The organism is Streptomyces sp. NPDC001903 (assembly GCF_042891345.1).
Lineage (GTDB): Bacteria > Actinomycetota > Actinomycetes > Streptomycetales > Streptomycetaceae > Streptomyces.
The window spans coordinates 150,132-167,405 of sequence record NZ_JBIASZ010000010.1 but is presented as its reverse complement, the minus strand read 5'-3'; the positions used below and the strand labels follow the sequence as shown (position 1 = coordinate 167,405).

16 protein-coding genes are annotated in these 17,274 nt (G+C 70.2%); 8 read left to right on the top strand and 8 right to left on the bottom strand.

From position 1 onward, the window contains the following. Nucleotides 1–34: 34 nt before the first annotated feature. The 5 genes from sucB to ACFYZS_RS22885 all read left to right on the top strand — a co-directional run bounded on the left by sucB (nucleotide 35) and on the right by ACFYZS_RS22885 (nucleotide 7,542). Nucleotides 35–1,810 carry a 2-oxoglutarate dehydrogenase, E2 component, dihydrolipoamide succinyltransferase gene (gene sucB / locus ACFYZS_RS22905; protein WP_389015549.1) on the top strand — a complete coding sequence of 592 codons (1,776 nt, stop codon included), beginning with the start codon at nucleotides 35–37 and terminating at the stop codon, nucleotides 1,808–1,810. Nucleotides 1,811–1,925: 115 nt separating this feature from the next. Continuing rightward, nucleotides 1,926–3,254: an esterase/lipase family protein gene (locus tag ACFYZS_RS22900; protein ID WP_389015546.1), complete on the top strand. Its 1,329-nt coding sequence runs from the start codon at nucleotides 1,926–1,928 to the stop codon at nucleotides 3,252–3,254. Between the two features lie 109 nt (nucleotides 3,255–3,363). Then, the gene (locus ACFYZS_RS22895; protein WP_030156168.1) at nucleotides 3,364–3,987 is read left to right on the top strand and encodes a GntR family transcriptional regulator; all 624 of its coding nucleotides are present in this window, start codon (nucleotides 3,364–3,366) and stop codon (nucleotides 3,985–3,987) included. Between the two features lie 220 nt (nucleotides 3,988–4,207). Further along, nucleotides 4,208–6,889 carry a pyruvate dehydrogenase (acetyl-transferring), homodimeric type gene (gene aceE / locus ACFYZS_RS22890; RefSeq protein WP_389015543.1) on the top strand — a complete coding sequence of 894 codons (2,682 nt, stop codon included), beginning with the start codon at nucleotides 4,208–4,210 and terminating at the stop codon, nucleotides 6,887–6,889. Nucleotides 6,890–7,023: 134 nt separating this feature from the next. Then, complete coding sequence (locus tag ACFYZS_RS22885; protein ID WP_389015540.1) at nucleotides 7,024–7,542, top strand: DUF4240 domain-containing protein; 519 nt, start codon at nucleotides 7,024–7,026, stop codon at nucleotides 7,540–7,542. A gap of 64 nt (nucleotides 7,543–7,606) precedes the next feature. On the opposite strand, the gene ACFYZS_RS22880 is transcribed toward ACFYZS_RS22885, so the two are convergent. Beyond that, a complete protein-coding gene (locus ACFYZS_RS22880) occupies nucleotides 7,607–8,377 on the bottom strand; it encodes an SDR family NAD(P)-dependent oxidoreductase (RefSeq protein ID WP_389015537.1) in 771 nt (256 codons plus the stop codon). Nucleotides 8,378–8,460: 83 nt separating this feature from the next. Here ACFYZS_RS22880 and ACFYZS_RS22875 point away from each other — a divergent pair, with 83 nt between their 5' ends. Further along, nucleotides 8,461–9,156, top strand: a complete 696-nt coding sequence (locus ACFYZS_RS22875) for a TetR family transcriptional regulator (RefSeq protein ID WP_389015851.1) — start codon at nucleotides 8,461–8,463, stop codon at nucleotides 9,154–9,156. Here ACFYZS_RS22875 and ACFYZS_RS22870 read toward each other — a convergent pair. Both ACFYZS_RS22870 and ACFYZS_RS22865 read right to left on the bottom strand, forming a co-directional pair. Beyond that, nucleotides 9,153–9,368, bottom strand: coding sequence for a hypothetical protein (locus ACFYZS_RS22870; protein WP_389015534.1), 216 nt, complete (start codon nucleotides 9,366–9,368; stop codon nucleotides 9,153–9,155). The genes ACFYZS_RS22875 and ACFYZS_RS22870 overlap by 4 nt on opposite strands. Nucleotides 9,369–9,388: 20 nt before the next feature. Continuing rightward, nucleotides 9,389–10,744, bottom strand: coding sequence for a hypothetical protein (locus tag ACFYZS_RS22865; RefSeq protein ID WP_389015531.1), 1,356 nt, complete (start codon nucleotides 10,742–10,744; stop codon nucleotides 9,389–9,391). A 246-nt stretch (nucleotides 10,745–10,990) separates the two neighbouring features. Between ACFYZS_RS22865 and ACFYZS_RS22860 the strand changes: the two genes are divergently transcribed. Continuing rightward, nucleotides 10,991–11,950 (top strand): hypothetical protein, encoded by a 960-nt coding sequence (locus ACFYZS_RS22860; protein WP_389015528.1) that lies wholly within the window; start codon nucleotides 10,991–10,993, stop codon nucleotides 11,948–11,950. 78 nt (nucleotides 11,951–12,028) lie between these two features. On the opposite strand, the gene glnA is transcribed toward ACFYZS_RS22860, so the two are convergent. Continuing rightward, nucleotides 12,029–13,438 (bottom strand): type I glutamate--ammonia ligase, encoded by a 1,410-nt coding sequence (glnA, locus tag ACFYZS_RS22855; RefSeq protein ID WP_048477813.1) that lies wholly within the window; start codon nucleotides 13,436–13,438, stop codon nucleotides 12,029–12,031. Nucleotides 13,439–13,622: 184 nt separating this feature from the next. Between glnA and ACFYZS_RS22850 the strand changes: the two genes are divergently transcribed. Further along, nucleotides 13,623–14,090, top strand: coding sequence for an RDD family protein (locus ACFYZS_RS22850; protein WP_389015525.1), 468 nt, complete (start codon nucleotides 13,623–13,625; stop codon nucleotides 14,088–14,090). 104 nt (nucleotides 14,091–14,194) lie between these two features. Here ACFYZS_RS22850 and ACFYZS_RS22845 read toward each other — a convergent pair whose 3' ends face one another. The 4 genes from ACFYZS_RS22845 to lipB form a co-directional block, all read right to left on the bottom strand. Continuing rightward, nucleotides 14,195–14,893, bottom strand: coding sequence for a DUF4191 domain-containing protein (locus ACFYZS_RS22845; protein ID WP_389015522.1), 699 nt, complete (start codon nucleotides 14,891–14,893; stop codon nucleotides 14,195–14,197). 10 nt (nucleotides 14,894–14,903) lie between these two features. After that, nucleotides 14,904–15,101, bottom strand: coding sequence for a hypothetical protein (locus ACFYZS_RS22840; RefSeq protein ID WP_030863404.1), 198 nt, complete (start codon nucleotides 15,099–15,101; stop codon nucleotides 14,904–14,906). A 273-nt stretch (nucleotides 15,102–15,374) separates the two neighbouring features. Continuing rightward, a complete protein-coding gene (lipA, locus tag ACFYZS_RS22835) occupies nucleotides 15,375–16,322 on the bottom strand; it encodes a lipoyl synthase (protein WP_389015519.1) in 948 nt (315 codons plus the stop codon). A 110-nt stretch (nucleotides 16,323–16,432) separates the two neighbouring features. Then, a complete protein-coding gene (lipB, locus tag ACFYZS_RS22830; protein ID WP_389015516.1) occupies nucleotides 16,433–17,230 on the bottom strand; it encodes a lipoyl(octanoyl) transferase LipB in 798 nt (265 codons plus the stop codon). Between the last annotated feature and the right edge of the window lie 44 nt (nucleotides 17,231–17,274).

Sequence of the window (17,274 nt, the reverse complement as noted above, 5' to 3'; positions counted from 1 at the left end):
CACTTCCGCACTTTCGTAAGGAGCAACTGAAACCATGTCGGTTTCCGTAACCCTTCCGGCGCTCGGCGAGAGCGTCACCGAGGGAACTGTCACCCGCTGGCTGAAGGCCGAGGGCGAGCGCGTCGAGGCCGACGAGCCGCTGCTCGAGGTCTCGACCGACAAGGTCGACACCGAGATCCCGTCGCCCGTCTCCGGCATCCTGGCCTCCATCAAGGTCGCCGAGGACGAGACGGTCGAGGTCGGCGCCGAGCTGGCCGTCATCGACGACGGCTCCGGCGCCCCGGCCCCCGCCGAGGCCGAGACGGTCGTCGCCGAGGTTCCGGCCGCCGCTCCGGCTCCGGTCGCCGAGGCCCCCGCGGCCCCGGCCCCGGTCGCCGAGGCTCCGGCCGCCGTTGCACCCGCCGCCTCCGGCACGGACGTCGTTCTCCCCGCCCTGGGCGAGAGCGTCACCGAGGGCACCGTCACCCGCTGGCTGAAGCAGGTCGGCGAGTCCGTCGAGGCCGACGAGCCGCTGCTCGAGGTCTCCACGGACAAGGTCGACACCGAGATCCCCGCGCCGGTCGCCGGCACCCTGCTGGAGATCCGGATCAACGAGGACGAGACCGCCGAGGTCGGCACCGTCCTGGCCGTCATCGGCGCCGCCGGTGCCGCTCCGGCCGCCGCCCCGGCTCCGGTCGCCGCTGCCCCGGTCGCCGCTCCGGCCCCGGTCGCCGCCGCTCCGGTCGCCGCCCCGGCTCCGGTCGTGGCCGCCCCGGCCGCTGCCGCGCCGGTCGCCGCTCCGGCTCCGGTCGCCGCCCCGGCCCCCGTGGCCGCTCCGGCTCCGGTCGCCCCGGCTCCGGTGGCCGCCCCGGCCGCTCCCGCCGCCGCGGTCTCCGCCGGTGACGAGGGCGCGTACGTGACCCCGCTGGTGCGCAAGCTCGCCTCGGAGTCCGGCGTCAACCTGGCCTCGGTCTCGGGCACCGGCGTCGGTGGCCGTATCCGCAAGCAGGACGTCCTGGCCGCCGCCGAGGCCGCCAAGGCCGCCGCTGCCGCCCCGGCTCCGGCCGCCGCCCCGGCCGCCAAGGCCCCGGCTGCCGCCGCGGTCTCGGAGCTGCGCGGTCAGACCGTCAAGATGACCCGCATGCGCAAGGTCATCGGCGACAACATGATGAAGGCCCTGCACTCGCAGGCTCAGCTCAGCTCCGTGGTCGAGGTGGACATCACCAAGATCATGAAGCTGCGCGAGCAGGCCAAGGGCTCCTTCCTGGCCCGCGAGGGCGTCAAGCTCTCGCCGATGCCGTTCTTCGTCAAGGCCGCCGCCCAGGCGCTGAAGGCCCACGCGGTCGTCAACGCCCGGATCAACGACGACGAGGGCACCATCACCTACTTCGACTCGGAGAACATCGGCATCGCCGTGGACTCCGAGAAGGGCCTGATGACCCCGGTCATCAAGGGTGCCGGTGACCTCAACCTGGCGGGCATCTCCAAGGCCACCGCCGACCTGGCCGCCAAGGTCCGCGGCAACAAGATCACGCCGGACGAGCTGTCGGGCGCGACCTTCACCATCAGCAACACCGGCTCGCGCGGTGCGCTGTTCGACACCGTGATCGTGCCCCCGAACCAGGTCGCCATCCTGGGCATCGGTGCCACGGTCAAGCGTCCGATGGTCATCGAGACCCCCGAGGGCACCGTCATCGGCGTCCGCGACATGACGTACCTGACCCTGTCCTACGACCACCGCCTGGTGGACGGCGCGGACGCGGCCCGGTACCTCTCGGCCGTCAAGGCGATCCTCGAGGCCGGCGAGTTCGAGGTCGAGCTCGGCCTCTGAGGCCCACGCCCCGAGGCCCGCGACTCGCACGGCGCCCCCGCCCGGAACCACTTCGGGCGGGGGCGCCGTCGTCATACCCTGGTGGGTCCATGTGTGACATCTCGGGGGGCTGCGTATGGCACGGGCACAGGTGACGGATCTCGTCGTGGTACTGCCGGGGATCCTGGGCAGCCGGCTCGCGGACGCGGACGGCAGAGCGGTCTGGGACCTGTCCGGCCCGGCCCTGTTACGCGGCCTGCGGGCCTTCGGCGGCTCCGCGGGCTCCCTGCGCCTCCCGAAGGACATCGGCGACGGCGACCCGGGCGACGGGGTCGTCCCCGTGGGCCTGATGCCCGATCTGCACGCCCTGCCGGGCATCTGGCACCCGGTGGACGGCTACACCGACCTGCTGCGCTGGCTGGAGCGCCATTTCACCCTGTCCGTATCGGACAACCTCCTCACGTTCCCGTACGACTGGCGGCTGTCCTGCCGCTACAACGCGGAACGGCTCAAGGGGCGGATCGACCTGGAGCTGGAGCGCTGGCGGGCCTCGGCCCCCGAGCGCGGCGAGGCCCGGGTGGTCTTCCTCTGCCACGGGATGGGCGGGCTGGTGGCCCGGCACTACGTGGAGCGCCTCGGCGGGGACGGGATCACCCGGCGCGTGGTCACCCTGGGCACCCCGCACCGGGGCTCCGTACGGGCCCTGGCCGACCTGGTGGAGGGCGGCGGGCACCGGGACCCCGAGCTCGGCGCGTTCGCCCGCAGCCTGCCCTCGCTGCACCAGCTGGCCCCCGACTACCCCTGTATGGAGGGCCCGGACGGGCTCGCGCGCCCCGGTGACCTGCCGGGGCTGCCGGGCGTGGACGAGGCGCTGCTCGCGGACGCGGCCCTCTTCCACGCCGACCTGCGCGGCGCCCCGCCGCGGGCCGATCTGTACGCGATCGCCGGCACGGGCCAGTCCACGGCGGCGACCGCGCGGTACGCCGGGGACCGCCTGACCCTCCTGGCGGCCGCCGACGGCGACGGCACGGTCCCCCGGCTGGGCGGGGCCGGCGCGGTCGCGGAGCCGGGGACCCCCTACGCGTGGTGGACCCCGTACGAGCAGCACGGCTCGCTCCAGAACAACCGGGCCGTACGGGAGGTCCTGCGCGGCCTCCTGGGCGACGAGCCCCTGCCCCCCGAGGACGCGACCGCGGCGGACCCGGCCGGCCGGCTGGGGGTGCAGGCGCCGCATGTACTGCCCGCCGGGGTCCCGTACGAGGTCACGGTCACGGCCCCCGACGACGCGCGGCTGCTCATGGCGGAGCTGCGCCCGGCCGACGGCGGCCGGCCGGCGGCCCGCGCCCTGCGGAGCCTGGGCGGCGGCCGCTACGGCGTCGTGTTCCCGCCGCCCGAACCGGGCGCGTACCGGCTGTCGGTGGGTCCGGTCACGGCCCTGAGCCTGATCCGGCGCAGCGCCTTGTAACCAGCCTCACCCAACGGCCCTGACCAGGAACGCGTCCGCGCGGCCGACTCCGCCGTATTGTCTACGCATCGAAGCGATGCACGCCCCCTCAGGAGATGAAGCCCCGATGATCACCCCACCCGTCGTGCACTCGCTGCGCGAGCAGATCCGCGAGCACATCGTGGAGGGGATCGTCAGCGGGCGCTGGAAGCCCGGCGAGCGGATCGTGGAGCGCCGGATCGCGGTCGAGCTGGAGGTCAGCCAGACGCCCGTGCGCGAGGCCCTGCGCGAGCTGGAGACGCTGCGGCTGATCGAGTCGGCGCCGAACAAGGGCGTGCGCGTACGGAACCTGTCGGCGGCCGACCTGGAGGAGATCTACCCGGTCCGGGCCGGCCTGGAGCAGATCGCGGCCGAGCTGGCCGCGCCGCGGCTGGCGGCGGACTGCTCGGCGCTGGAGCCGCACGTGGCGGCGCTGTGGGAGGCCGACCGGACCGAGGACGGCACCGCGCAGGTGCGGCACACCGTCGGCTTCCACCGGGAGCTGGTGCGGGCGGCCGGGAACAGCGTGCTGCTGCACACCTGGGAGAGCCTGGGCATCGAGGTCTTCACGGCCCTGTCGATCCGCTGGCTGGGCACCGTCCAGAAGTCGTACGCGGAGGAGCACGCGGCCCTCGTGGAGGCCTTCCGCAGCCAGGATCCGGACATCGGCGTGCTCGTGAAGCGCCATGTCCTGGGGTGCGCACCCCGCGCCTGACGGGGCGGTCTGACCCGATTTGCCCGGCACCGGGTGCCTGAGTTCATGGCACCGGGTGCCTACTTTTGGCCGGATGGCCAATTCAACGTCACATTCGTTTGATCGATCATCGATCAGCGATTTACAGTCGTCGACGGACCCCAACCGGGCCCATCGACCCTGTCCTGCCCGTCAGGGATTTTTCACCACCTCTCCTTTGTCCGGAAGGCGGCGCACACCGATGTCCGACCCCGTAGGAAAGCTTCCGAGCGAGCTCGACCAGCTCCCGGACCGCGACACCGAGGAGACCGCCGAATGGGCGGCCTCCCTGGACGCCGTCGCCAAGGCCGCCGGTACGCGCCGCGCCGAATACCTGCTCCGCCGCACCCTCCAGCACGCCGAGGCCGCCGGCCTCGCCCTGCCGAAGCTGCTGGAGACGGACTACGTCAACACCATCCCCACCTCCGCCGAGCCCGAGTTCCCGGGTGACGAGGAGATGGAAGCCAAGATCACCGCATGGAACCGCTGGAACGCGGCCGCCATGGTGACCCGCGGCTCCAAGTACGGCGTCGGCGGCCACATCGCCACCTTCGCCTCGGCGGCCTGGCTCTACGAGACCGGCTTCCAGCACTTCTTCCGCGGGAAGGAGGCCGACGGATCGGGCGACCAGCTCTACATCCAGGGCCACGCCTCCCCCGGCATCTACGCCCGCGCCTTCCTCGACGGGCGCATCTCCGAGCAGCAGCTCGACAACTTCCGCCAGGAGTCCGGCGGCAACGGCCTGCCGTCCTACCCGCACCCGCGGCGCCTGCCGTGGCTGTGGGAGTTCCCGACGGTCTCCATGGGCCTCGGCCCGCTCTCCGCGATCTACCAGGCGCGCTTCAACCGCTACCTGCAGAACCGGAACATCAAGGACACCGCCAACTCGCACGTCTGGGCCTTCCTGGGCGACGGCGAGATGGACGAGCCCGAGTCGACCGCCGCCCTGGCCCTCGCCTCCCGCGAGCGGCTCGACAACCTGACCTTCGTCATCAACTGCAACCTGCAGCGCCTCGACGGTCCGGTCCGCGCCAACTTCCGCGTGGTCCAGGAGCTGGAGGCCCAGTTCCGCGGCGCCGGCTGGAACGTCATCAAGTCGCTGTGGGGCTCCGCCTGGGACGAGCTGTTCCGGCTGGACACCACGGGCGCACTCGTACGCCGCCTGCGCGAGGTACCCGACGCGCAGTTCCAGACGTACGCGACCCGCGACGTGGCCTACATCCGCCAGCACTTCTTCGGCGCCAACGCCGAGCTCGTGCAGCTGGCCGGCGTGCTGTCCGACGCGAAGATCGCCGAGTGCTTCCACAGCTCCCGCGGCGGCCACGAGCCCCGCAAGGTCTACGCCGCGTACAAGGCCGCCCTGGAGCACAAGGGCGCGCCGACGGTCATCCTCGCGCAGACCGTCAAGGGCTACACGCTGGGCGCCGGGTTCGAGTCGAAGAACGCGAACCACCAGATGAAGAAGCTGACGATCGACGAGTTCAAGGGCATGCGCGACCTGCTCGGGCTCCCGATCCCGGACAGCGCCTTCGCCGACGGCGTCGTCCCGTACGGCCACCCGGGCGCCGACAGCCCGGAGGTCCGGTACCTCAACGAGCGCCGCGCGGCCCTCGGCGGCCCGGCCCCGGCCCGCAAGGTGCACCACGTGGCCCTGCCGGCTCCGGCCGACCGCTCCTTCGCCCCGCTCATCAAGGGCTCGGGCAAGCAGGAGATGGCCACCACCATGGCCTTCGTCCGGCTCGTCAAGGACCTGATGCGGGACAAGGAGACCGGCAAGCGCTGGGTGCCGATCGTCCCCGACGAGGCCCGCACCTTCGGCATGGAGTCGCTCTTCCCGTCGGCCGGCATCTACTCGCCGCTGGGTCAGACGTACGAGCCGGTCGACCGCGACCAGCTCATGTACTACAAGGAAGCCAAGGACGGCCAGATCCTCAACGAGGGGATCACCGAGGCCGGCGCCATGGCCGACTTCATCGCCGCCTGCACGTCGTACGCGACGCACGGCGAGCCGATGATCCCGTTCTACATCTTCTACTCGATGTTCGGCTGGCAGCGCACCGCCGACCAGATGTGGCAGCTCGCCGACCAGCTCGGCAAGGGCTTCATCGTCGGCGCCACCGCCGGTCGCACCACCCTGACCGGTGAGGGCCTGCAGCACGCGGACGGCCACTCGCACCTGATCGCGTCCACGAACCCGGCGTCGCTCAACTACGACCCGGCGTTCGCGTACGAGATCGCGGTGATCGTCAAGGACGGTCTGCGCCGCATGTACGGCGAGAAGCCGGAAGACGTCTTCTACTACCTGACGGTCTACAACGAGCCGAAGGTGCAGCCGGCCATGCCGGAGGGCGTGGAAGAGGGCATCCTGCGCGGCCTCTACCGCTTCAACGAGGCCTCCTCGCTGGAGTCCGCCCCGGCCGCCGACGCCCCGAAGATCCAGCTGATGGCCTCGGGTACGGCGATCCACTGGGTGCTGGAGGCGCAGAAGCTGCTCGCCGCCGACTGGAACGTGGCCGCCGACGTCTGGTCCGCCACCTCCTGGGGCGAGCTGCGCCGCGACGCGCTGGAGTGCGACGAGGCGCTGCTGCGCGGCGAGGTGCGCACCCCGTACGTCACGCGCGCGCTGGAAGGCGTCACGAGCCCGGTGCTGGCCGTCTCCGACTGGATGCGCCAGGTTCCGGACCAGATCAGCCAGTGGGTGGAGCAGGACTGGACCTCGCTCGGTACGGACGGCTTCGGTCTGTCCGACACCCGCGAGGGCGCCCGCCGCCACTTCGGCGTCGACCCGCAGTCGATCGTCGTGGCCGCGCTGGCCCAGCTCGCCCGCCGCGGCGAGGTGCCGGCGTCCGCCATCAAGGAGGCGCGCGAGCGCTACGGCCTGTAGGGCCCGCGCACCGCACGACGCACACCGCACGGCAGAGGCCGGTGTCCGACCCCCCGCGAACGGGGGTCGGACACCGGCCTTTGGCCGTATGAGCGGTGGCGGCGAGGGGGCGCACCCGTGATGCTGGAGCGGTGATGGACGAGACGGAGTTCTGGGAGATCGTCGACCGTACCCGCGAGGCCGCCGAGGGCGACCCCGAGGAGCACGCCGAGCTGCTCGTGGAGCGGCTGGCGCAGCTCGATCCGGACTCCGTACTGGACTTCGCCCGGCACTTCGAGTCCCGGTACAACCGGGCGTACACGTGGGACCTGTGGGGCGCCGCGTGGGTGCTGCTCGACGGGGCGAGCGACGACGCGTTCGACTACTTCCGCTGCTGGCTGATCGGTCAGGGGCGGGAGGTGTTCGAGGGCGGGGTGCACGATCCGGACGCGCTCGCGGAACTCCTGGACGAGTTCGACGAGGAGATCGACGGGGACGGCGAGGAACTGGGGTACGCGGCCGACGAGGCGTACGAGCAGCTGACGGGGGCGGTGGCGCCGGATCTGGGCATCGCGCTGCAGGCGGCCGAGCCGGAGGGCACTGCGCTGGACTTCGAGAACGAAGCCGTGCTCGCGGAGCGCTTCCCCCGGCTCTGGGACCGTTTCCGCTCCTAGGGGGTGTCTTGTCGATCAGAGCCCGGCCTGATCGGCAAGACGCCCCCTAGGGGGTGTCCGGCCCCTAGAAGTGCGTCCCGCCGTCGATGCGGATCTCCGTACCGGTGATGAAGGCGCCGTCCTCCGAGCCCAGCATGGCGACGACCCCGGCGACCGTCTGCGGGCCGGCGAAGCCCTGGCCGAGGGCCGGGGCCAGCTTGGTGAACAGGCTCCAGTCGGTGTCCTCGGGCAGGCCCGGGCCGTTGCCCGTGGTCATGCCGCTCTCGATGGAGCCGGGCGCGACGGCGACGAAGCGCAGGCCCTGCTTGCTGTACTCGGCGGCCAGGGCGTGGGTCATGGACTGGATGCCGCCCTTGCTGGCCGCGTACGCGGACATGTAGGGGTGGGCGAAGGACGCCGAGGTGGAGCTGAAGTTCACGACGACCGGCTGGTCGCCCTCCAGCAGCGCCGGGAGCGATTCGCGGATCACCAGGAAGGTGCCGGTGAGGTTGACCGCGATGACCTTGTTCCAGAAGTCGAGCGTGGTCTGGTGGGTGTGCGCGGAGCGCAGGATGCCGGCCGCGTTGACCAGCACGTCGAGCCCGCCGAGCGCGCCGACCGCGGCGGCCACACCGCTCTGGACGGCGGCCTCGTCGGATATGTCGAGGACCGCGGTGGTGAGGCGGTCGCCGTGGCCGTCGGCGGCGGCCTGCGCCGCGGTGCCCCCGAGCCCCTCCTCGTTGACGTCCACGGTGTGGACACGGCCGCCCTCGGCGAGGATGCGGTGGACGGTGGCCCGGCCGATGCCGGAGCCGCCGCCGGTGATCAGGACGCGACGTCCTTCGTAACGGTTCATGGCGCGAGCGTACCGGTGCGATGACACGTATTGCCAGAGTGACAAAGAATGCAATCGCTGTTCGGTCCACGGAGTACTCTTCCCTGGTGAGATCCCCACGTCCGTACTCTCCCCTGGCCGGCCCCGGAGCCCAGTCGCTGACCGAGCGCCGCAAGGCCGCCACCCAGCTCGACATCGCCCGCGCGGCCTGCGAACTCTTCGCCGAACACGGCCCCGACGGCACCACCGCCGAGGACATCGCACACCGCGCCGGTGTGGCCCTGCGCACGTTCTACCGCTACTTCCGCAACAAGCAGGAGGCCGTCGGCCCGCTGCTGGCGGGCGGCGGCGACGCGTGGCGCGCGCTGCTCGCCGAGGAGGACCCCGGCACCCCGCTCGACGAGGCCCTGGAACGCGCGGTGACCCGCTCCCTCACCGACCTCCAGGCCGTCGAGGAAGGCCTGGAGGTCACCCGCGGCCTGCTGCGCGCGGCGGCGACCGACGAGGCCCTGCGCGCGGTCTGGTACCGCGTGAACCAGGACTCCGAGGAACGCCTGGTCCCGGTGATCGCCCGGCTCGCCGGCGAGGACGCCGACCCCCTGGGCGTACGCCTCCTCGCGGCGGCGGCGACGGACGCCATCCGCATCGCCCTGGAACTCTGGTCGACGACGGAAGCCCCCGTCTCCGGCCCCGGCTCCCCGGCCGAACTCGCGGTCCGCTGCCTGCGCGAACTGACGAGCGGAATGCCCCTCCTTCACGGCCATCCTGCAAGGGCCGCATCTCAGCGGAGCGATTCCTAACCCGGGCCGCGGCCGGGCATTTCCGGGTCGGTGGAACCCGATTCGGGGTGTCGACCACCGGATTCGGACCCCCTGTTCAGTTCGTGCCGCACCGCACGCCAGGCGCGAATGATCTGCGGTAGCTTCGACAGCACCTCACTCACTTGCGCCAGCAGCAACATCACGCAGCCGAACAGGGCGAGGAGAAACAGGGTGATGTCATCCCACTTCATCGTGTGGTCTCCACCCTGCCTTAACCGAACAGGACCCGGCTGGAAAGCCAGTCCAAGGCTTCCGCGCCCAGCCGGTCGGGGGCCTCGCGCAGTCCGGCTTCCACCGCATCGAGGTCGGCCAGTGCCGCCGGGGCATCCGATCGATCCAGCCTGGCCAGGTGCGCGATCGCCGAGGTGACGAAGCCGTCCCATTCGGGCATCCCGAAATGAGAGGGCGCAAGGAGCGCCGCCGACGCGGCTCTGTGCAGAATCCCCGCCCGCCACCCCTGCTCCCGCATGACCGTCGAGGTGTACCAGACCCGATCGTCCAGGTGCTGGACGAAGTCCTGTGTCGTCTCACCGCTCGACCGCAGCGTGAAGTGCGAACCCCCGGCCCAGGGCAGATCCACATCCGAGGCGACGGCTTGAAACGCGAGCAAGGCTTCAGGGCCGTCTTCCCGGGCGTTGATGAGCGCTTCTCGGGCTCTGCGGTAGAGATCAACGCTCTGCGCGAAGACCTCTCCGTCGCTCGGACCCCCGTCGGCCGCGTGGATCAGGTCCAGCGGCCCTTCGCGCCACGCGTCGTTGACGAGCCCGACGGCTGCGGCACTGATGATGACGTCCGAGTCATCCGCATCGATGCCTATGTGCGTCAGCATCTCGACGCACTTCTCGATCATGCCCTGGCTGGCAGGATCCGCAGAGGTTCCCGGCTTCGGAGTGCGGGGCCAGCGGTGCGAAGGATCCGGAGCAGGCAACTCCAGGACGACTCCCTCCCGAGCCAAGGAGTCGAAGATGTCGTCCGGCCCGCAGTCGATCTCCGAGATGTCGTGACGGCCGGAGCAGTCGGCCGGGCATTCGAACTCCTCGCACGTCTCGGGCTCGACGGGCGTCGACTCATTGATCAGGTGGTACACCAGCCGGTCCGCCACCGCCTCCCGCGCCGAGATCATCTCAAGGGAGAGCCGGAAGCCGGTGTCTTTCAGCTCCTCGTCCTCACGATCCGCCGACGCCGGCGGCTCGGGAGCATCCCCCGTGACCCAGGAGTGTGCCGACTCCAGCGACACCAGCAGCCAGGCGATCTTCAAGGGTTCGAGAACCGCTTCGGAGGCGAGCCGGGTCACGGCTTCGGCCGCCTCGCTCACTCGCTCCAGAGCGGCCAGGTGTCGCCCACGTACCTCGGCCCATTCGACCGCCTCCTCCCGGGCCTGCTCGGCATGCTGGGCGAGCGCGCTGTCGCGCAGGCGTCGGGCCGTCGCGACGAAGCGGGTCAGGCAGGGACGGCAAGCGAACAGTCCGGAGGTCTCCGTCGGGCCCAGCGGGACTGGCAGGCGGCCGTCGAAGGGCTCGTTGCAGAGGCAGCAGTCCAAGCAGCCCACGTGGCGCGCGGTGGGCATGGCGGGTAGTGCGGCCCGGATCGTGGCATGAGCGTAGCCAGGGATGTGCATGTGCGGCCAACTCCTCCGAAAGAACGCGCCGACTCCCTCGGCGTCTTCTCCCATGCTCCTTGGCGCCTCTGACCGCATGTCACCGTCTGACAGCCCAGGCGGACAACTTGGCGAAAGCTGACACGCCCCTGGCCTGCGACTCCTAGCATGTTGGCAGAATCTGACACTGCGTCCAGGAAGGAAGGTCCTCAGACAGTGACCGCTGCTTCACCGCTCCCGGCAACCGCCGGCCACGGAGAACTGGTCCAGGCCCTCGAAGAGCTGCACCGGGCGGCCGGGTGGCCCAGCCCGCGCCGCGTGAGCGCACTCATAGCCGAGCGGGAAGTGGATCTGCCGACGCCCGTCAGCCATGAGGGCGTGCGTACGGCCCTGAAAGGACTGCGCGTTCCGCGCTGGGAGACGGTGCACTCGATCGTCGCGGTACTGGCCGAGCGGTGCAGCCCGCCCCGTGACCCGCAGTCCGAGGTGGCCCGGTTCCTGCCACTGTGGCGTGCGGTACGGGACGGTGAGAAGGGCAGGCTGAAATCGGCCCGGGAATTAACCCAGAGCGGGTGGGGCGGCGAGGACGGCCGGTGGACACCCGAACAGGTCGCCGGAATCGTGCTCAATCCCTTCAACGCCATCGAGATCCACCCCTCGCTGGCGATTCCGCACGAACCCCTGATGGCGGAGGACGAGTGGGTCCGCGCGGGCGTACGGCTCATCGAAGAGTTCGGTGCGGAATTTGCACTGCGCGCCTTGCTGCGCACGCTGAAGGGTGACTACGTGGGAGCGGAGTCCGGTGCGCCGTACGGCTATCAGGATCCCGGCTTCGAGACGGTCGAGGCGTACGAAGTGTTCCGGTACGGCTGCTGGAAGATCCTTGAGCGGCTGCGCGCCGAGCCCAACCTCTTGCAGGACTCGATCCGTGCCATGCGCACCGACGAGACGATGAGCCGCGAGGAACGGGCCGAGATGCTGCGGGCCGAGTCGGACATGGCCTTGACGCGCGAGGTCATGACCGTGACCCCGGACACCTGGGACGAGGTGTCGGAAGAGGCACACCACATGGTGTTCGGGTACCTGATCAAGGAGATTCGGCCCGTCGGCCGAGTCGGACTGCCGCTGGCCGAACGATTCCAGATCACGTGGCGCGTTGCCGAGCCCGCCGTCTGACGTCCGCGAAAACGGCCGTCGGCCGCGTCTCGCCAATAGGGCGGGAACACGGCCGACGGCTGACCCATGTGCTGCTTCTTAGATGTCGAAGTACATCTCGAACTCGTGCGGGTGCGGGCGCAGGGCGATCGGGGCGATCTCGTGCGTGCGCTTGTAGTCGATCCAGGTCTCGATCAGGTCCGGGGTGAAGACGCCGCCGGCCAGGAGGTACTCGTGGTCGGCCTCCAGGGCCTTGAGGACGTCCTCGAGGCTGGTCGGGACCTGCGGGACGCTCGCGTGCTCGTCGGGCGAGAGCTCGTAGAGGTCCTTGTCGATCGGCTCCATCGGCTCGATCTTGTTCTTTACGCCGTCGAGGCCGGCCAGCAGGAGCGCCGCGAACGCCAGGTACGGGTTCGAGGACGGGTCCGGGGCGCGGAACTCGACGCGCTTGGCCTTCGGGTTCGAGCCCGTGATCGGGATGCGCATCGCGGCGGAGCGGTTGCGCTGCGAGTACACCATGTTGACCGGCGCCTCGAAGCCCGGGACCAGGCGGTGGTACGAGTTCACCGTCGGGTTGGTGAAGGCGAGCAGCGACGGGGCGTGCTTGAGGATGCCGCCGATGTAGTAGCGGGCGGTGTCCGACAGGCCCGCGTAGCCGGCCTCGTCGTAGAACAGCGGCTCGCCGCCGGCCCACAGGGACTGGTGGACGTGCATGCCCGAACCGTTGTCACCGAAGATCGGCTTCGGCATGAAGGTCGCGGTCTTGCCGTTGCGCCAGGCGACGTTCTTCACGATGTACTTGAAGAGCATCAGGTCGTCGGCCGCGGCCAGCAGCGTGTTGAACTTGTAGTTGATCTCGGCCTGGCCGCCGGTGCCGACCTCGTGGTGCTGGCGCTCGACCTGGAGGCCCTGGGCGTCCAGCTCGAGGGAGATCTCGGCGCGCAGGTCGGCGAAGTGGTCGACCGGGGCCACCGGGAAGTAGCCGCCCTTGTAGCGGACCTTGTAGCCGCGGTTGTTCTCCTCGGAACCGGTGTTCCAGGCGCCGGCCTCGGAGTCGATGTGGTAGAAGCCCTCGTTCGCGGAGGTCGCGAAGCGCACGCTGTCGAACACGTAGAACTCGGCCTCGGGGCCGAAGTACGCGGTGTCGGCGATGCCGGTGGAGGCGAGGTACGCCTCGGCCTTCTTCGCGATGTTGCGCGGGTCGCGGCTGTAGGCCTCACCCGTGATCGGGTCGTGGATGAAGAAGTTGATGTTGAGCGTCTTGTCCTTGCGGAACGGGTCCAGGCGCGCGGTGGTGATGTCGGCGCGCAGCGCCATGTCGGACTCGTGGATCGCCTGGAAGCCGCGGATCGAGGAGCCGTCGAAGGCGAGCTCCTCCGCCGGGTCGAATGCCCGAGCCGGGATGGTGAAGTGCTGCATCACACCAGGCAGGTCGCAGAAGCGGACGTCGACGAACTTGACGTCGTTCTCCTCGATGTACTGCTTCACTTCGTCGGCGTTCTGGAACATCCAACTCCTCCTACTCCCGGCCCCGGGGCAGGGCGGGCTTTATAGCTCGTGGTGCGTCAGTGCGGTGCCGCACGCTGACCAGACCATAAGCAGGCGGGATTTCTCAAGCATGACCCATTTGTTTCGCTCAAGTTAACCAGGGTCCCGTCGGAACGCCGTCGGACACCACCGGTACCGTGGTCGGGTGGACAACAGACAGGCAATCGGATCCTGGCTCTCCGGCCCCCGCGCGGCCGCCGAGGACATGGGCGTCGACTTCGGCTACCGGGGCCAGCGCCTCGGCCTGCCCCAGGAGGGGCCGGGCTCGGTGGCGCGCTTCGGCCGCCGCCTCGGCGGGCTCGCCATCGACTGGATCGGCTGCCAGGTGATCGCGTTCGGGCTGATCACGCACGGCAACGCGACCGCCACCGGCAACTGGACGCTGGCCCTCTTCGTGGTGCTGAGCATCCTCACCGTCGGCACCGTGGGCTTCACCCCCGGCAAGCGCCTGGTGGGCCTGCGCGTGGTCGCGGAGGACGGCGGCCGCCTCGGCTTCGGCCGGGTCGTGCTGCGTACGGTCCTGCTCGCCCTGGTCATCCCGGCGCTGGTCTGGGACCGGGACGGGCGCGGCCTGCACGACCGCCTCGCCCGCGCCGTGCAGGTCCGCATCTAGGGGCCGACAGGAGCACAGGACGCACAGGACGCGAGAGCGCGAGACAGGGGCGCCCCCGAGCCGACCGGCTCGGGGGCGCCCCTGTCTCGTATACGAAAAGCGGGTCAGCGCATCTTTCCGCCGCGCGGCATCCGCATGCCCTTGGGCATCGGGCCCTTCGGCAGCGGCATGTTGCTCATGAGATCGCCCATGGCCCGCAGCTTGTCGTTGACCTGCGTGATCTGCGGACCGGCCAGTACGCGCGGCAGCTTGAGAAGCGTCGTACGGAGCTTCTTAAGCGGGATCTCGCCCTCGCCGGTGCCCACGATGAAGTCGTGCACCGGGATGTCCGGCATGATCCGGGCCAGCTTCTTCTTCTCGGCGGCGAGCATCGGCTTGACGCGGTTCGCGTTGCCCTCGGCGATCAGTACGACGCCGGCCTTGCCCACGGCCCGGTGGACGATGTCCTGGCTCCGGTTCATCGCGACGGCCGGGGTGGTCGTCCAGCCCCGTCCCACGTTGTCCAGTACGGCCGCGGCCGCGCCCGGCTGTCCCTCCATCTGCCCGAAGGCAGCCCGCTCAGCGCGCCGTCCGAAGACGATCGCCATCGCGAGGAACGCCACCAGGAAGCCCAGGATGCCCAGGTAGACCGGGTGGTCGATCAGGAAGCCGATCGCAAGAAAGACACCGAAGGTGACGATTCCCACGCCCGCGACGATCAGACCGACCTTCGGGTCGGCCTTGCGCGTCATCTTGTACGTCAGGGCGATCTGCTTCAGTCGCCCGGGGTTCGCAGCAGTCTCTGCGTTTGACTTCCTCGCCATACAGCGAAGTTTACGTGGCCTGCGGGGTCCGGGTCGCCGCGGCCTCGAGTACGTGCTCGGTTTCGACCCGGTCCTTGGCTCTGCGGCGGTCCTCGAGGACCGCGCTCCATGCGTTGCGGCGGGCGCCGCTCATGAGCAGCGACTCGAAGCCCCGGAAGGCGTCGGTGAACGACGGAATGGCAATGGCGCGTACGGGCGCGGCCTGCATGATGTCGATCCCTTTCACGGTGCTGGGCGGTTCGGGGACGGTCCGGAGCGCACGGCGGGCGCATGGCGGTGGTGTGCGCCGGTGTGCGCGGTGCGTGGAGCAATCGTCACTGACTGGTGTTACCAGGGCATGACCGGTCGGTCAAACGGTGATGAAACATTTACGCGGCCCGCCGGACTCTCGTTACAGAGAGCCTAGGGGCCGCGTCGATGCGGTGTTACCCGTTGGTAAGACTTTGTGCGTGAGTTCACACAGTCCGTGCGGTAAGGCGCGTCACACCGTGGCGCGCTTCTCCATCGCCTGCGTGTACAGCCGCCCCGCACGGTACGAGGAGCGGACCAGCGGGCCCGACATCACGCCGGAGAAGCCGATCTCCTCGGCCTCCTTCGCCAGCTCCACGAACTCGGCCGGCTTCACCCAGCGCTCGACGGGGTGGTGCCGCGGCGAGGGGCGCAGGTACTGGGTGATGGTGATGAGCTCGCAGCCGGCCTCGTGCAGCTCCTTCAGCGCCTCCGAGACCTCCTCGCGCTCCTCGCCCATGCCCAGGATCAGGTTGGACTTGGTGACGAGGCCGTAGGCACGGGCCTGCCGGATCACGTCGAGCGAGCGCTCGTAGCGGAAGCCGGGGCGGATCCGCTTGAAGATCCGGGGCACGGTCTCGACGTTGTGCGCGAAGACCTCGGGGCGGGAGGCGAAGACCTCCTCCAGCAGCTCCGGGACCGCGTTGAAGTCCGGGGCCAGCAGCTCGACCTTGGTGTGGCCGCCCTCGCGGCCCGCCGTCTGCTGGTGGATCTGGCGCACGGTCTCCGCGTACAGCCAGGCACCGCCGTCGGCCAGGTCGTCGCGCGCGACGCCGGTGATGGTGGCGTAGTTCAGGTCCATCGTGACGACCGACTCGCCGACGCGGCGCGGCTCGTCCCGGTCCAGGGCCTCGGGCTTGCCCGTGTCGATCTGGCAGAAGTCACAGCGCCGGGTGCACTGGTCACCGCCGATGAGGAAGGTGGCCTCGCGGTCCTCCCAGCATTCGTAGATGTTGGGGCAACCGGCTTCCTGGCACACGGTGTGCAGTCCTTCGCCCTTCACCAGGGCCTGCATCTTCGTGTACTCGGGACCCATCTTCGCCCGGGTCTTGATCCACTCGGGCTTGCGCTCGATGGGGGTCTGGCTGTTACGGACCTCCAGGCGCAGCATCTTGCGTCCGTCGGGTGCGACTGCGGACACGACCGGCTCCCTGTGACTTCGATTCTTCGGCGCCCACCAGGGTACGCCCGTAATTTCATACGCTCTTACGTCGGCCAACCTGGCGGTGACCGGCCGCATTCCCCCGGCCGTCAGCCGACTGCGGGCTCGATCTCCCGCGGCCGCGGTTCCGCCTGCTCCAGTACGTCCTTCAGGTGGCGTTCGACGACCGGCAGCACGTCGGCGATGGTGATCTCGCGGCCCAGTTCGTACGAGAGCGAGGTCACACCGGCGTCCCGGATCCCGCACGGGATGATCCGGTCGAACCAGGTGCTGTCCGGGTTCACGTTGATCGCGAAGCCGTGCATGGTGACGCCCTTGGCGACGCGGATGCCGATCGCCGCCAGCTTGCGGTCCTCGCGGCGCTGGCCGGCGTTGGAGGGGGCGTACTCGGGGCCGTTCAGGCGCGGGTCGAACTCCTCGTCCGCCAGCCGCGGGTCGAGGTCGAGGGAGAGTCCGCCCACCTTCGGGCGGTCCTCCACGGGGTCGCCGAGGACCCAGACCCCGGAGCGGCCCTCGACGCGGGTGGTCTCCAGGCCGAACTCGGCGGCGGTGCGGATCAGCGCCTCCTCCAGCCGGCGCACGTGCGCGACGACGTCGACCGGCCGGGGCAGCTTCATGATCGGGTAGCCGACCAGCTGGCCCGGGCCGTGCCAGGTGATCTTGCCGCCGCGGTCCACGTCCACGACGGGGGTGCCGTCCAGCGGGCGCTCGCTCTCGGCGGTGCGCCGCCCGGCGGTGTAGACGGGGTGGTGCTCCAGCAGGAGGCAGGTGTCGCCGATCTCGTCCGCGAAGCGCGCGGCGTGGACCCGCCGCTGCTCCTCCCAGGCCTGGGTGTACTCGACGTAATCGGGTCCGAAGCCCAGATGGACAAACCCAAGCTCAGCCACCGCAGCGCCTCCTCGTTGAACCTGCCGTGTGCACGTATCGCACC

Coding starts and splice junctions, on each gene's coding strand:
- sucB (WP_389015549.1), top strand. CDS start 35: ATGTCGGTTTCCGTAACCCTTCCGGCGCTCGGCGAGAGCGTCACCGAG.
- ACFYZS_RS22900 (WP_389015546.1), top strand. CDS start 1,926: ATGGCACGGGCACAGGTGACGGATCTCGTCGTGGTACTGCCGGGGATC.
- aceE (WP_389015543.1), top strand. CDS start 4,208: ATGTCCGACCCCGTAGGAAAGCTTCCGAGCGAGCTCGACCAGCTCCCG.
- ACFYZS_RS22885 (WP_389015540.1), top strand. CDS start 7,024: ATGGACGAGACGGAGTTCTGGGAGATCGTCGACCGTACCCGCGAGGCC.
- ACFYZS_RS22880 (WP_389015537.1), bottom strand. CDS start 8,377: ATGAACCGTTACGAAGGACGTCGCGTCCTGATCACCGGCGGCGGCTCC.
- ACFYZS_RS22870 (WP_389015534.1), bottom strand. CDS start 9,368: ATGAAGTGGGATGACATCACCCTGTTTCTCCTCGCCCTGTTCGGCTGC.
- ACFYZS_RS22865 (WP_389015531.1), bottom strand. CDS start 10,744: ATGCCCACCGCGCGCCACGTGGGCTGCTTGGACTGCTGCCTCTGCAAC.
- glnA (WP_048477813.1), bottom strand. CDS start 13,438: ATGTTCCAGAACGCCGACGAAGTGAAGCAGTACATCGAGGAGAACGAC.
- ACFYZS_RS22845 (WP_389015522.1), bottom strand. CDS start 14,893: ATGGCGAGGAAGTCAAACGCAGAGACTGCTGCGAACCCCGGGCGACTG.
- ACFYZS_RS22840 (WP_030863404.1), bottom strand. CDS start 15,101: ATGCAGGCCGCGCCCGTACGCGCCATTGCCATTCCGTCGTTCACCGAC.